The sequence below is a fragment of the Micromonospora sp. NBC_01655 genome, from assembly GCF_026339755.1.
In the GTDB taxonomy this organism is placed as follows: Bacteria; Actinomycetota; Actinomycetes; order Mycobacteriales; family Micromonosporaceae; genus Micromonospora.
The window spans coordinates 1499044-1512924 of record NZ_JAPEQF010000001.1 but is presented as its reverse complement, the minus strand read 5'-3'; the positions used below and the strand labels follow the sequence as shown (position 1 = coordinate 1512924).

The 13881-nt window shown below is 73.1% G+C and carries 10 protein-coding genes; 6 read left to right on the top strand and 4 right to left on the bottom strand.

Going from position 1 to position 13881, the window contains the following annotated elements; all coding sequences use genetic code 11:
- The first annotated feature begins 17 nt into the window (after positions 1-17).
- The gene (gene valS, locus OOK41_RS07200; protein WP_266263460.1) at positions 18-2636 is read left to right on the top strand and encodes a valine--tRNA ligase; all 2619 of its coding nucleotides are present in this window, start codon (positions 18-20) and stop codon (positions 2634-2636) included.
- 132 nt (positions 2637-2768) lie between these two features.
- Here the strand turns inward: valS and OOK41_RS07195 are convergent, their stop codons facing one another.
- Complete coding sequence (locus OOK41_RS07195) at positions 2769-3416, bottom strand: hypothetical protein (RefSeq protein WP_117665228.1); 648 nt, start codon at positions 3414-3416, stop codon at positions 2769-2771.
- 285 nt (positions 3417-3701) lie between these two features.
- Between OOK41_RS07195 and cysC the strand changes: the two genes are divergently transcribed.
- From cysC to galT, 3 genes are all read left to right on the top strand, one after another.
- Positions 3702-5231: an adenylyl-sulfate kinase gene (gene cysC, locus OOK41_RS07190; RefSeq protein ID WP_266263459.1), complete on the top strand. Its 1530-nt coding sequence runs from the start codon at positions 3702-3704 to the stop codon at positions 5229-5231.
- Positions 5232-5409: 178 nt separating this feature from the next.
- Positions 5410-6252, top strand: a complete 843-nt coding sequence (locus tag OOK41_RS07185; protein WP_266263457.1) for a DeoR/GlpR family DNA-binding transcription regulator — start codon at positions 5410-5412, stop codon at positions 6250-6252.
- Positions 6249-7325 carry a galactose-1-phosphate uridylyltransferase gene (gene galT / locus OOK41_RS07180; RefSeq protein WP_266263456.1) on the top strand — a complete coding sequence of 359 codons (1077 nt, stop codon included), beginning with the start codon at positions 6249-6251 and terminating at the stop codon, positions 7323-7325. Before OOK41_RS07185 ends, galT begins: the two co-directional genes overlap by 4 nt.
- A gap of 313 nt (positions 7326-7638) precedes the next feature.
- Here galT and OOK41_RS07175 read toward each other — a convergent pair whose 3' ends face one another.
- A complete protein-coding gene (locus tag OOK41_RS07175; RefSeq protein WP_266263454.1) occupies positions 7639-8856 on the bottom strand; it encodes an NADP-dependent isocitrate dehydrogenase in 1218 nt (405 codons plus the stop codon).
- Between the two features lie 136 nt (positions 8857-8992).
- Between OOK41_RS07175 and OOK41_RS07170 the strand changes: the two genes are divergently transcribed.
- Positions 8993-9814, top strand: coding sequence for an MBL fold metallo-hydrolase (locus OOK41_RS07170; RefSeq protein ID WP_266263452.1), 822 nt, complete (start codon positions 8993-8995; stop codon positions 9812-9814).
- Between the two features lie 24 nt (positions 9815-9838).
- Here OOK41_RS07170 and OOK41_RS07165 read toward each other — a convergent pair whose 3' ends face one another.
- On the bottom strand, positions 9839-10789 hold the full coding sequence (locus tag OOK41_RS07165) for a malate dehydrogenase (RefSeq protein WP_117665223.1): 951 nt from the start codon (positions 10787-10789) through the stop codon (positions 9839-9841).
- 131 nt (positions 10790-10920) lie between these two features.
- On the bottom strand, positions 10921-11781 hold the full coding sequence (locus tag OOK41_RS07160) for a bifunctional methylenetetrahydrofolate dehydrogenase/methenyltetrahydrofolate cyclohydrolase (RefSeq protein ID WP_266263450.1): 861 nt from the start codon (positions 11779-11781) through the stop codon (positions 10921-10923).
- Between the two features lie 462 nt (positions 11782-12243).
- Between OOK41_RS07160 and OOK41_RS07155 the strand changes: the two genes are divergently transcribed.
- A complete protein-coding gene (locus OOK41_RS07155; protein ID WP_117665221.1) occupies positions 12244-13848 on the top strand; it encodes an ABC transporter substrate-binding protein in 1605 nt (534 codons plus the stop codon).
- Positions 13849-13881: the final 33 nt, after the last annotated feature.

Genomic DNA, 13881 nt, shown 5'->3' with positions numbered 1-13881 from the left:
CTGCCTAGGATCGACGGATGACTGACACGGCGAGGACGGCCCGCGCCGACGTCCCCGAGCGTCCCACGTTGGACGGGCTTGAGGAGACCTGGGCGCGCCGTTGGCAGGAGGAGGGCACGTACGCGTTCGACCGTTCCAGGGGGCGGGCGGACGTGTTCTCGATCGACACCCCGCCGCCGACCGTATCCGGCGAGCTGCACATGGGGCACGTCTTCTCGTACACGCACACCGACACGGTGGCCCGGTTCCAGCGGATGCGCGGCCGGACGGTGTTCTACCCGATGGGCTGGGACGACAACGGCCTGCCCACCGAGCGCCGGGTGCAGAACGTGTACGGGGTGCGCTGCGACCCGTCGCTGCCGTACGACCCGGACTGGCGGGCCCCGGCCACCCCGGTCGACGACGCGGCCCGGAAGGACCCGACGCCGATCTCCCGACGCAACTTCGTCGAGCTGTGCGAGACGCTGACCGCCGCCGACGAGAAGGTCTTCGAGGAGCTGTGGCGGCGGCTCGGGCTGTCGGTGGACTGGTCGCTGACGTACACCACGATCGGGCGGGCGGCCCGGGTGGCGTCGCAGCGGGCGTTCCTGCGCAACCTGGCCCGGGGCGAGGCGTACCAGGCGGAGGCGCCGACGCTGTGGGACGTCGGGTTCGCCACCGCCGTGGCGCAGGCGGAGCTGGAGGACCGGGAGCGGCCGGGGGCGTACCACCGGCTGCGGTTCGCCGGGCCGGGCGGGCGGCAGGTGCTGATCGACACCACCCGGCCGGAGCTGCTGCCGGCCTGCGTGGCGCTGGTCTGCCACCCCGACGACGAGCGGTACGCGGACCTGGTCGGCTCGGTCGTGCGTACCCCCGTCTTCGGGGTCGAGGTGCCGGTGCGGGCGCACCCGCTGGCGGACCCGGCCAAGGGCACGGGCGTCGCGATGGTCTGCACGTTCGGCGACCTGACCGACGTGACCTGGTGGCGGGAGCTGGCGCTCGACACCCGGGTGGTGATCGGCCGGGACGGGCGGCTGCTGCCGGAGCCGCCGGCCGGCGTGCCGGCGCAGCCGTACGCGGCGCTGGCCGGGCAGACCGTGAACGGGGCCCGGCGGACCGTGGTGGGGTTGCTGGCCGACGCGGGCGACCTGGTCGGCGAGCCGCGCCCGATCACCCACCCGGTGAAGTTCTACGAACGGGGCGACCGGCCGCTGGAGATCGTCTCCACCCGGCAGTGGTACCTGCGCAACGGCGGGCGGGACACCGGCCTGCGCGACGCGCTGCTGGCCCGGGGCGGGGAGCTGCGCTGGGTGCCGGAGCACATGAAGCACCGCTACGACCACTGGGTGGGCGGCCTGACCGGTGACTGGCTGGTCAGCCGGCAGCGCTTCTTCGGCGTGCCCGTGCCGGTGTGGTACCGGCTCGACGACACTGGCGAGCCGGACCGTTCCCACCCTCTCACACCCGACGAGTCGGCGCTCCCGATCGACCCGTCCGGCGAGCCGCCGCCCGGGTACGACGAGTCCCAGCGTGGCCGGCCGGGCGGTTTCGTCGGCGACCCGGACGTGCTGGACACCTGGGCCACCTCGTCGCTGACCCCGCAGATCGTGGGCGGCTGGGAGACCGACCCGGAGCTGTTCCGGCGGGTCTTCCCGATGGACCTGCGCCCGCAGGGACAGGAGATCATCCGCACCTGGCTGTTCGCCACGATCGTCCGGTCGCACCTGGAGCACGGCGTGCTGCCGTGGCGGGACACGGTGCTCTCCGGCTGGATCCTGGACCCGGACCGGAAGAAGATGGCCAAGTCCAAGGGGAACGTGGTCACCCCGATGGCGCTGCTGGAGCAGTACGGCTCCGACGCGGTCCGGTACTGGGCGGCCAGCGGCCGGCCGGGGATGGACCTGGCCTTCGACCCGGCGCAGATCAAGGTGGGCCGGCGGCTGGCCACCAAGCTGCTCAACGCGTCGAAGTTCGCCCTCGGGCTGGGCGCGGCCGACGCGCTGCGCGCCCCGTACGACAACTCCAGCTCGGCGCGTCTGACGCCGCGCCGCGACCTGGAGCTGTCGGCCACCGAGCCGCTGGACACCGCCATGCTCGCCGAGCTGTCCGGCGTGGTCGCCGCCGCGACGGCCGCCTTCGACGGGTACGACCACACGGCCGCCCTACAGGCGACGGAGGCGTTCTTCTGGCGGTTCTGCGACGACTACATCGAGCTGGTGAAGGAGCGCGCCTACGGCACCGGGCCGGGGGCCGACTCGGCCCGCGCGGCGCTGGCGACCGCGCTGTCGGTGCAGTTGCGGCTGTTCGCGCCGGTGCTGCCGTTCGCCACCGAGGAGATCTGGTCCTGGTGGCGGTACGGGTCGGCGCACCGCGCCACCTGGCCGACGACGTACGAGGTCGGGCGGGCGATCCAGGGCGACGGCGACCCGGAGTTGCTGCGGCTGGCCTCCGCCGCGCTGAGCCAGGTGCGCCGGGCCAAGTCCGAGCGGAAGCTGTCGATGCGGGCGGAGGTGCCGCTGGCCGAGGCGCTCGGCCCGGCCGCCCTGCTCGACCGGCTGGCGCTGGTCGCCGACGACCTGCGGGCGGCCGGCCGGATCGGCAAACTCGACCTGCTGCCGGACCGCGCCCCGGAGCTGGTCGTCGCCTGCGCCTTCTGAGCAGGGGTCCCGGCCGGCGGGCTCACCGCCCGGCCGGGCCCCTGGCCGACACCCGCCCCCGTCGGCCCGACGGGGTGGGGCCGCCCTCCGGCCACGACCGAAGGCGGCCCGCGACCGGAAGGCGGCGCGGCCTCACCAGCCGCGCAGCATGCGGACGCCGAGCAGGGCGGCGACCACGGCCGGCCCGACCAGCAGGGTGACCGCCTGGAGCCGGTACGGCATCCGGTGCCGGGCCAGCTCGACGGCGTTGCCGCAGACCACCACCCCGGCGAGCAGCACGAACCCGCCCCACCAGTGGATCTGACCCGGGTCCACCAGCCGGGCGCGGATGAGGAACAGGGTCACCCCGACCAGGGCACCGGCCAGGGCGAGCAGGGCGACCGTGCGGTGCAGCCCCCGGGCCAGCGGGTCGGCGGACCGCCACAGGTAGGTGCCGGCGACCGCCAGGCAGGGCAGCGTGACCAGGGCCGGCCAGCCCCGGCCCGTCGTGCCGGTCATCAGCAGCGCCCCGACCGTGAAGATCAACAGGCCGACGCAGCCCACCACGTACCCGACGAACGCCCGCCCGCCGCCACGGGCCAGCAGCACCCCGCCGCCCGCCGCCGTCAGCGCCCCGGGGACCAGGACGAACCCGGCCCACCAGTGGAAGTCACCGACCGACTGGGCGACCGTGGTGGTCGCCGCCGCGGCCGTGCCGGCGACAGCCAGGCTGGTCAGCCAGTGCCGGGTGCTCTTCGGGTACGACTGCCTGGGCGCCGCCCGGCCCGTGTCCGCCACCATGGTCCTGAGCTTGCCGGACCGACCCGGCCGGGTCCATCCGGCCAGCCCTACCATTCCGGCCCGGTCCCGGCCCGCCCGCCGGACTCAGCCGCGGGTGATCACCTCGTCGTCCTTGAGGCTCTCGGTCCGCTGCTGGACGAGGGTGCGCAGCCGGCCGCTGGAACAGTTCGCGGTACGCGTACTCGTAGCTTTCCCGGCAACTCCACCCCCGGTAGGGGGAATGGCGCTCTCGACCGATCGCCGGTCGACTGAGAAACTGTGTTCCGGCCAGTAGTGGGGGGTGCGATGAGCAACGGATGGGTGCTGCCCGAAGAGGTGCTGCGGGACGCTCCGGCGTACACGCCGCGGCCCGGGGAGCTGGCCGATCTGGAGTTGCTGCTGACCGGGGCGTACGCGCCGCTCGCCGGCTTCATGACCCGGGCGGACCTGGCGGGCGTCGGCCGGCGGGGTCGGCTCGCCGACGGCACGCCCTGGCAGGTGCCGGTGGCCCTCCAGGTGCCGGCGGCCCTCGCCGACGGCCTGGACCCGGCCGACCCGCTGCGCCGGACCCTGGTGCTGACCGACGGCGAGGGCGCCCCGGTCGCCGCGCTGGAGGTCACGGACGTCTGGCCGGCCCGGGACGGCGTCGCCGGGGTCGGTGGCCCGGTACGGCGGCTCGGCGACGGCGGCCACGGCCCGTTCCAGCGGCTGCGCCGCAGCCCGGAGGAGATCCGCGCGCTGCTGCCCCCGGGCCGGGTGCTCGGCGTCCTCGCCGACCGGCCCCTGCACCGCCCGCAGCTCGCCCAGATCGCCCACGCGGCCCGCACCCTGGGGGCGCACCTGCTGGTGATGATTCCGGTGGGCGAGGGGACGACCAACGGGCTGCCCTCCGAGGCGCTGATCCGGGCGGTCTTCGCCGCCCGGGACCGGATGCCCCCGGCGACCCTGGTCGCGGTGCCGCAGGCCCGCCGCCGCGACGAGATCAGCGACGCGCTGCTCCAGGCCCGGGTGGCCGCCGCGTACGGGGTGACCCACCTGCTCTCCACCGGCGAGATGCTCTCCGGCGCCGGCCTGCGGGTGCTGGTCCCCCGCGAGCTGGCCTACGACAGCCGGGACGGGCAGTGGCGCTGGCGGGAGGACATCCCGCCGCGCAACCGGCGGCTGGCGCTCAGCCAGGCGGAGATCGATGACCTGCTCGACCGGGGCTTCCCGCTGCCCGAGTGGCACACCCCGCCGGCGGTGGCCAAGGAACTGGCCCGGGCCCGCCCGGCCCGGCGGCACCGGGGTCTCGTGGTGTTCCTGACCGGCTTCTCCGGCTCCGGCAAGTCGACCATCGCCCGGGGCCTGACGGACGTGCTGCGCGAGGGCGGGGACCGGACGGTGACCCTGCTCGACGGCGACGTGGTGCGCCGGGAACTCTCCGCCGGGCTGACCTTCAGCAAGGCGGACCGGGACCTCAACGTCCGGCGGATCGGCTGGGTGGCCGCCGAGATCGCCCGGCACCGCGGCGTCGGCGTCTGCTGCCCGATCGCCCCGTACGCGGCGGCGCGGGCGACCGCCCGGGAGATGGCCCACGCCGCCGGGGCGGGCTTCGTGCTGGTGCACGTGGCGACCCCGATCGAGGTCTGCGAGCAGCGCGACCGCAAGGGCCTCTACGCCCGGGCCCGGGCCGGGCTGCTCACCGGGATGACCGGCATCGACGACCCGTACGAGGTGCCGACCGACGCCGACGTGGTGGTCGACACCACCGGCATGTCGATCGACGAGGCGGTGCACGCGGTGATGCACCACCTGACCGAGACCGGGTGGGTGGAGCCCCGCCTCCAGTCCACCTGAGCGCCGCTCGCCGGCCCGCGCAGCCCGGTCCCTCCCCCGGAGGGCCGGGCTGCGCGGCGTCTGGCCCGGCCACCTGACGGTGGTGGCCGCTTCCGCGCCTGCCGGCCTCCGGGCTAGTGTCCAGCTCTGTTGGAACACGTTCGACCGCGTGAGAATGGCGCGGGGAGCCGGAGGTGCGATGCTCGCGCAGCAGCGGCAGGCGGCCATCCTGGAACGCATCCGGGCCGCCGGCGGGATGCGGGTGACCGAGTTGGCCGCCGAGTTCGGCGTCTCGGACATGACGATCCGCCGCGACCTGGAGACGCTGCACGAGCGGGGCCTGCTGGCCAAGGTGCACGGCGGCGCGACGGTGACCGCCCCCGGCTCGACCGACGAGCCCGGCTTCCGTGCCAGGTCGGTGCGCCAGCTACCGGAGAAGGCCGCCATCGCCACCCGCGCGGCCGAGCTGGTCCGGCCCGGCGCGGCGATCGCCCTCTCCGCCGGGACCACCACCGCCGAACTGGCCCGCCGGCTGGTCGACGTGCCGGAGCTGACCGTGGTGACCAACTCCCTGCCGGTGGCCGAGATCCTGCACACCGGCGGCCGGGCGGACCAGACCGTGGTGCTCACCGGCGGGGTACGCACGCCGTCCGACGCGCTGGTCGGGCCCCTGGCGGTCGCGGCGATCCGGTCGCTGCACCTGGACCTGCTCTTCCTCGGCGTGCACGGGATCACCGAGCGGGCCGGCTTCACCACCCCCAACCTGACCGAGGCGGAGACCGACCGGGCCCTGGTGGCCGCCGCCGACCGGCTGGTCGTGCTGGCCGACCACACCAAGTGGGGCACGGTCGGCATCTCCTCGATCGTCGAGCTGGCCGCGGCCGACGTGCTGGTCACCGACGACCGGCTGGCCCCGGAGGCCCGCCGAATACTCGGCGAGCGGGTGGGCGAGCTGGTCCTGGTGGAGCCGGCGGAGAACGCGGCGCGTTCGGGGCCGGGCCGGACGCCGACCGCGCCGGCGGGGAAGGGAACGGCGGCGTGAGGCGTACGAGGATCGAGCTGGCCGACGGCCGGGAGCTGATCTACTTCGACGAGCGGGACGACGCGGTCCGCGACCAGCCGGACCGGCGGGAGCTGCCGCCGCCCCCGCCCGCGTCCCAGCTCCGCTACGATCCGCTGACCGACGAGTGGGTGGCCGTCGCCGTGCACCGGCAGACCCGTACCTTCCTGCCCCCGGCCGACCAGTGCCCGCTGTGCCCGTCGCGGGGCGACCGGCTCAGCGAGATCCCGGCACCCGGGTACGACGTCGCCGTGTTCGAGAACCGGTTCCCGTCGCTGAGCCAGCGGATCGCCGAGGAGCCGGCGGAGATCACCCCGTTCACCCCGGTCCGGCCCGGCCAGGGGCGGTGCGAGGTGGTCTGCTTCACCGACGACCACAACGCCTCGTTCGCCGGACTCCCGCCCCGCCGGGCGCGCACCGTGCTGGACGCCCTCGCCGACCGGACGGCGGCGCTGGCCGAGCTGCCCGGAGTGGAGCAGGTCTTCTGCTTCGAGAACCGGGGCGTGGAGATCGGGGTGACCCTGCACCACCCGCACGGGCAGATCTACGCGTACCCGTTCGTCACGCCGCGCACCCGGGCGATGCTCGGCGCGGCCCGCCGGCACGCCGAACGCACCGGCGGCGGCAACCTCTACGCCGACGTGCTCGCCGCCGAGCGCGCCGCCGGGACGCGCGTGGTCACGAGCAACGAACACTGGACGGCGTACGTGCCGGCGGCGGCCCGGTGGCCGTTCGAGGTGCACGTGGCCCCGCACCGGCCGGTGCTGGACATCCCCGCCCTGACCGACGAGGAGCGGGACGCCCTCGGCCCGCTCCACCTGGACGTGCTGCGCCGCCTCGACGGGCTGTTCGACCTGCCGATGCCCTACATCGCCGCCTGGCACCAGGCTCCGGTACGGGTCGACCGCGAGCTGGGGCACCTGCACCTTCAGCTGTTCAGCGTCCGGCGCGCCGGGGACAAGCTGAAGTACCTCGCCGGCTCCGAGTCCGGCATGGGGGTGTTCGTCAACGACATCGCCCCGGAACGCGCCGCCGAGCTGCTCCGCGCCGCCTGAGCGGGGATCCCGGGCCGGGAGACAGGGCGCGGGGGGCCCGGAACGGGCCCCCCGCGGGGAAGGGACGGCTGGCTGTGTGCGACAGCCGGGAAGGCTGGCTGATCGGCACTCGTGCCGCGAGGCGACCCGCGGTCAACCTTCCTGGACGCGACTGGCACCACGTCCACCCAGTTCAACGAGGCAGCTCACCCTCGGTAACGGCACGCGCACAGGAGCGCCCGGAGCCGACGGCCCGGACACGACGGAGCCCGCCGGCACGGGGCCGGCGGGCTCGGTCGGTGCCGCACCCCCGTCCGGAGGAACGGCCGGGAGATCAGGCGGCGAGCCGGCGCGCCAGGTTCTCGTCCAGCGCGTTCATGAACTCGTCGGTGGTCAGCCACGGGGCGTCCCGCGAGATGAGCAGCGAAAGGTCCTTGGTCATCTGGCCGCCCTCGACGGTGTCGACGATGACCTGCTCCAGGGTGTTGGCGAACTCGGTGACCGCCGGGGTGCCGTCCAGCTTGCCCCGGTGGGCCAGGCCCCGGGTCCAGGCGTAGATGGAGGCGATCGGGTTGGTCGAGGTCTTCTCGCCCTTCTGGTACTGCCGGTAGTGCCGGGTGACCGTGCCGTGCGCGGCCTCCGCCTCGACGGTGCGGCCGTCCGGGGAGAGCAGCACCGAGGTCATCAGGCCGAGCGAGCCGAAGCCCTGCGCGACGGTGTCGGACTGCACGTCACCGTCGTAGTTCTTGCAGGCCCAGACGTAGCCGCCCTCCCACTTCAGCGCGGCGGCCACCATGTCGTCGATCAGCCGGTGCTCGTAGGTGATGCCGGCGGCCTCGAACTCCGACTTGAACTCGTTCTCGAACACCTCGGCGAAGATGTCCTTGAAGCGGCCGTCGTACGCCTTGAGGATGGTGTTCTTGGTCGACAGGTAGACCGGGTAGTTGCGGTCCAGGCCGTACCGGAACGAGGCGCGGGCGAAGTCCCGGATCGACTCGTCGAAGTTGTACATGCCCATGGCGATGCCGCCGCCGGGGAACTTGGCGACCTCCATCTCCACGGGCGCGGAGCCGTCGGTCGGGGTGTAGGTGATGGTCACCGTGCCCGGGCCGGGGACGACGAAGTCGGTGGCCTTGTACTGGTCGCCGTGGGCGTGCCGGCCGATGATGATCGGCTTGGTCCAGCCCGGGACCAGCCGCGGCACGTTGGACATGATGATCGGCTCGCGGAAGACGACACCGCCGAGGATGTTGCGGATGGTCCCGTTCGGCGACCGCCACATCTTCTTCAGGCCGAACTCCTCGACCCGGGCCTCGTCCGGGGTGATGGTGGCGCACTTGACGCCGACGCCGTGCTCCTTGATGGCGTTGGCGGCGTCGATGGTGACCTGGTCGTCGGTCTCGTCGCGGTACTGGATCGAGAGGTCGTAGTAGTGCAGGTCGACGTCGAGGTAGGGCAGGATCAACTGCTCCCGGATCTGCTTCCAGATGATCCGGGTCATCTCGTCGCCGTCGAGCTCCACGACCGGGTTGTTTACCTTGATCTTCGCCATCGACCGGCGCTCCTCTCGGGGGACACATGCTCAAGCAGTACGAGCGTACTGGAAACTGGCCGGCAGTCCCCAGCCGGCCTCGGTGGGCCGGTGAAACGGGGGTGCACGGCACGAAGATCGTTGGCACCATCACCGGATGCCGTCGCGCCGCATCCTCGGGTCTATCACGGTCACCGCGCTGACCGACGGGGAGGGGCCGTTCTTCCAGCCCCGCGAGGAGGCGTTCCCGGACGCCACCGCCGAGCACTGGCGCGCGGCCGACGAACGGGACCCGGCCGCGGTCACCGGCGACGGGCGCTGGTGGCTGCCGTTCCGCTGCTTCGCCGTGCGGGCCGGGGCCGGCCCGGTCACCCTGGTCGACGCCGGGATCGGCCCGGCCGGCTCCCCCGCCGCGAGCTGGGCCCCGGTGCCCGGCCGGCTGCCGGCCGAGCTGGCCGCCGCCGGCATCGACCCGGCCGACGTCAACACGGTGGTACTGACCCACCTGCACACCGACCACGTGGGCTGGGCGGTCACCGGCCCGGCCGGCACACCCTGGTTCGGCAACGCCGACTACCTGCTCCAGCGGGCCGAGCTGGACGCGCTGCGGTCGGTCGACCCGGGGCTGGACGCCGGGCTGGTCGCGCCGTTGCGGGCCGCCGGCCAGCTCCGGGTCCTCGACGGCGACACCCCGCTGACCCCGGGAGTACGGGTGCTGAGCACGCCCGGGCACACCCCCGGCCACCAGTCGGTGCTGGTGGCCGGCGGGGACGAACGGCTGCTGGTAACCGGCGACCTGCTGGTGCACACGGTGCAGCTCGTCGACCCCGACCTGGCGTACGCCCACGAGGAACAGCCGGCCACGGCGCGCGCGACCCGGGCGGCGCTGCTGCGCGCCCTGACCGCCCACGGCCCGGCGACCCTGGCCACCCCGCACCTGGGCGAGCCGTTCGTGGCGCTGCCCCGCCCGCAGGGTTGATCAAGGGCGGGGCAGGGGGCGGGGTTAGAGGTGGGTGATGTCGGACTGCTTGTTGCGGACGGCCTCGGCGGCTGCCTTCAGGCTGGCCAGTTCGTCGGCGTCCAGGTCGGTCTCGACGATCCGCCGGACGCCCCCGGCGCCGATCTCGGCCTCGACGCCGAGGTAGACACCCGAGATGTCGTACTCGCCGTCGACCCAGGCGCAGACCGGCATCACCTCCCCGGAGTCCTCCGCGACGGCCCTGGCCATCCGGGCGGCGGCGGCCGACGGGGCGTAGTAGGCCGACCCGGTCTTCAGCAGCGCGACCACCTCGGCGCCGCCGTTGCGGGTCTTGACGACCAGTTCCTCGATCTGCTTGGCCGGCATCGCCTCGCGCAGCGGCCTGCCGTCCACGGTGCTCCTCGACGGGACCGGCACCATCGTCTCGCCGTGCGAGCCCAGGGTCAGGGTCCGCACCGACCGCACCGGAACGGCCAGGGCCTCGGCGACGAAGTTGGTGAACCGGGCGGAGTCGAGCATGCCGGCCTGGCCGAGCACCCGGTTCTTCGGGAACCCGGTGGCGAGCTGGGCCAGCGCGGTCATCTCGTCCAGCGGGTTGGACACGACGATGACCACGGCGTCCGGGGCGTGCCGGGCCACGTTCTCAGCGACCTGGCGGACGATCTTGGCGTTGGTCTCCAGCAGGTCCATCCGGCTCATGCCCGGCTTGCGCGGCAGGCCCGCGGTGACCACCACGACGTCCGAGCCCGCGATGGCCTCGTACCCCTCGCCGGCCGGGCCGGTGGTGACGCCGACGACCGTGGTCTCGAAGCCCTCGACGGGGCGCGACTGGTTGAGGTCCAGGGCGAGGCCGGCCGGCTTGCCCTCGACGATGTCGGTGATCACCACGGTGTCGAAGACGTCGTACTCGGCCAGGCGTTGCGCGGTGGTGGAGCCGTAGAAGCCGGCCCCGACGACAGTGACCTTCTTACCCATGGTCGGCCCACTCCCTGATACCCGTCGGATTTCAGGACGGTATCAGTCATCCTGGCACCGATCGGGGCATAACCGACGACTTCGGCAGGACGGGGCGGCGCACCGCCGGCGGCCACGGACCGGCCAGTGGCTCAGTTGCCCTCGGCCCGCTCGACGACGTTGGTGAGCAGCATGGCCCGGGTCATCGGGCCGACGCCGCCGGGCATCGGGACCAGCTTCCCGGCCACCTCGGCGACCTCGGGATCGACGTCGCCGGTGTAGCGGCCCTTGCCGTCCGCGCCGATCACCCGGGTGATGCCGACGTCCACCACCGTCGCGCCCGGGGTGACCATGTCCGCGGTGAGCAGTCCCGGCACTCCGGCCGCGACGATGACGACGTCCGCCGTCCGGGTGTGCGCGGCCAGGTCGAGGGTGCCGGTGTGGCACAGGGTCACCGTGGCGTTCTCGCTGCGCCGGGTGAGCAGCAGGCCGAGCGGGCGACCCACGGTGTTGCCCCGGCCGACGACGGCGACGTTGGCGCCGCGCAGCGCCACCTCGTGCCGGCGGAGCAGCTCGACGATGCCGCGCGGGGTGCAGGGCAGCGGGCCGGGGTAGCCGAGGACCAGCCGGCCGAGGTTGACCGGGTGCAGCCCGTCGGCGTCCTTGTCCGGGTCGATCATCTCCAGCGCGCGCTGGGTGTCCAGGTGGCCCGGCAGCGGGAGCTGGACGATGTACCCGTGGCAGGCCGGGTCCTCGTTCAGCTCGGTCAGCACGTCGTCGACCTGCTGCTGGGTGGCCTCGGCGGGCAGCTCGCGACGGATCGAGGCGATGCCCACCTCGGCGCAGTCGCGGTGCTTGCCGTTGACGTATGCCTGGGAACCGGGGTCCGCCCCGACCAGGACGGTGCCCAGCCCCGGGGTGATGCCGCGTTCCGCCAGTGCCTTGACCCGCGTCCGCAGCTCGTCCTTGATCTCCGCCGCGGTCGCCTTGCCGTCCAGGATCGTCGCCGTCACGTCCAGATCGTCTCACGTCCCGGGCGCGCCGATCCCGGGACCCGCGCCCGCGGCGGCCGCCGGCCGACCCGCCCGGGCGGCCGGGCCCGCACCCGTCGGTGACGGTGAGTCACGTGGGCATCGTCACCGATAGTGAGATTTTGTGGATCATGTCACCGCCGAATCCGGACGGTCGGCCGGTCGGCGTGGCATCGCGGACGTCGGCGAGCAAACCGGATGCACGGCGCGCATGGGCACCATAGGGACCCGAACCGCTCCTCGGAACCGCTGTTCACCGCCCTACGTCCGGCAGGCCCTAGCAGAACGTCCGGCCGAAGGCAAGGCCGGCAACCCCGCTCCGTTACCGGTTCGCAACCGCTTCGTTGCCGATCACGCCCCCGGCGACCTACCGTTGCCGATTGTTGCGCAGCGTTACCCCAGCGGCGGGCCTGACCGCGCAGCGTGAGGAGACGAGGAGACCGAATGCGTGTTCGTAGGCTTGCCGCCTGGACCGCCCTCCCGCTCGCGGCGACCCTGGGCCTGGCGGCCTGCGGATCGGGCGGCGACGGCGGATCCGGCGAGAGCGACCCCAACGCGGCCGTGCGGATCGAGATCGCCGAGCCGCAGCACCTGGTGCCGACCAACACCAACGAGACCAGCGGCTCGCAGGTGCTCAGCGCCCTGTTCAGCCCGCTGGTCGACTACGACGAGGCGAACAGGCCGCACGAGGTGGCCGCCGAGTCCGTGACGTCGTCGGACAACACGGTCTGGACGGTCAAGCTCAAGGACGGCTACACCTTCCACAACGGCGAGAAGGTCACGGCCGAGAGCTACATCGACGCCTGGAACTACGGCGCGTACGCCCCCAACGGGCAGAACTCCAGCTACTTCTTCGAGAAGATCGCCGGCTACGACGACCTCCAGGGCGAGCAGCCGAAGGCGAAGACGCTGACCGGCCTGAAGAAGGTCGACGACCTGACCTTCACCGTGACGCTGTCCCAGCCGTACAGCGAGTTCCGGACCATGCTCGGCTACACGGCGTTCTACCCGCTGCCGAAGGCGGCGTTCTCCGCCCCCGGCGTGCTCGCCGAGGGATACGAGCAGGCCCCGATCGGCCAGGGCGCGTTCCGGATGAAGGGCTCGTGGCAGCACGACGCCAAGGTCGAGGTGGAGAAGTACGACGCCTTCCCCGGCCAGCAGCCGAAGGTGGCCGGCGTCGAGTTCCGGATCTACCAGCAGCCGACCGCCGCGTACGCGGACGTGCTGTCGGACAACCTCGACGTGATCAAGACCATCCCGACCGAGAACCTGTCGACCGCCGGCACCGACCTCGGCGACCGGTTCCAGCAGAGCTCCGCCTCCTCGCTCCAGGTGCTGGCCTTCCCGACGTTCCAGAAGGAGTTCAGCAACCCCGAGGTGCGCAAGGCGATCTCGATGGCGATCGACCGGGACGAGATCACCAGGTCGATCTTCAAGGACTCGCAGCAGCCGGCCCGCTCGTTCGTCTCGCCGGTCGTCGCTGGCTACCGGGAGGACACCATCGGCGCCGCCGGCGAGTTCGACCCGGCCAAGGCCAAGGCGATGTACGAGGCCGCGGGCGGCCCGAAGAAGATCGAGCTGTCGTACAACGGCGACGGTGGGCACAAGGACTGGATCGACGCGACCTGCAACCAGCTCAAGGCCAACCTGGGCGTGGAGTGCGTGGGCACCGCCGAGCCGAAGTTCGCGGACCTGCTGACGAAGGTGACGGCCAAGCAGCCGGTCGGGCTGTTCCGGATGGGCTGGGTCATGGACTACCCGTCGATGGAGAACTACCTGGGCCCGCTGTACAGCAGCAACGGCTCGTCGAACTACTACGGCTACAGCAACCCGGAGTTCGACAAGCTGCTCGCCGAGGGCGCCACGGCCCCGACCGAGGACGAGGCCGTCAAGAAGTACCAGGCGGCGGAGGACCTGCTGGCCGAGGACATGCCGGTGATCCCGCTCCGGTACGGCCAGAACAACTTCGGCCACTCGACCAAGGTCAAGAACGTGGAGATGGACCTCTTCGACCGGATCGACCTGCTGAAGATCGAAGCCGTCAAGTAGCTCCCCCGGAGGACGGGTCGGGTCGCCCCGCGA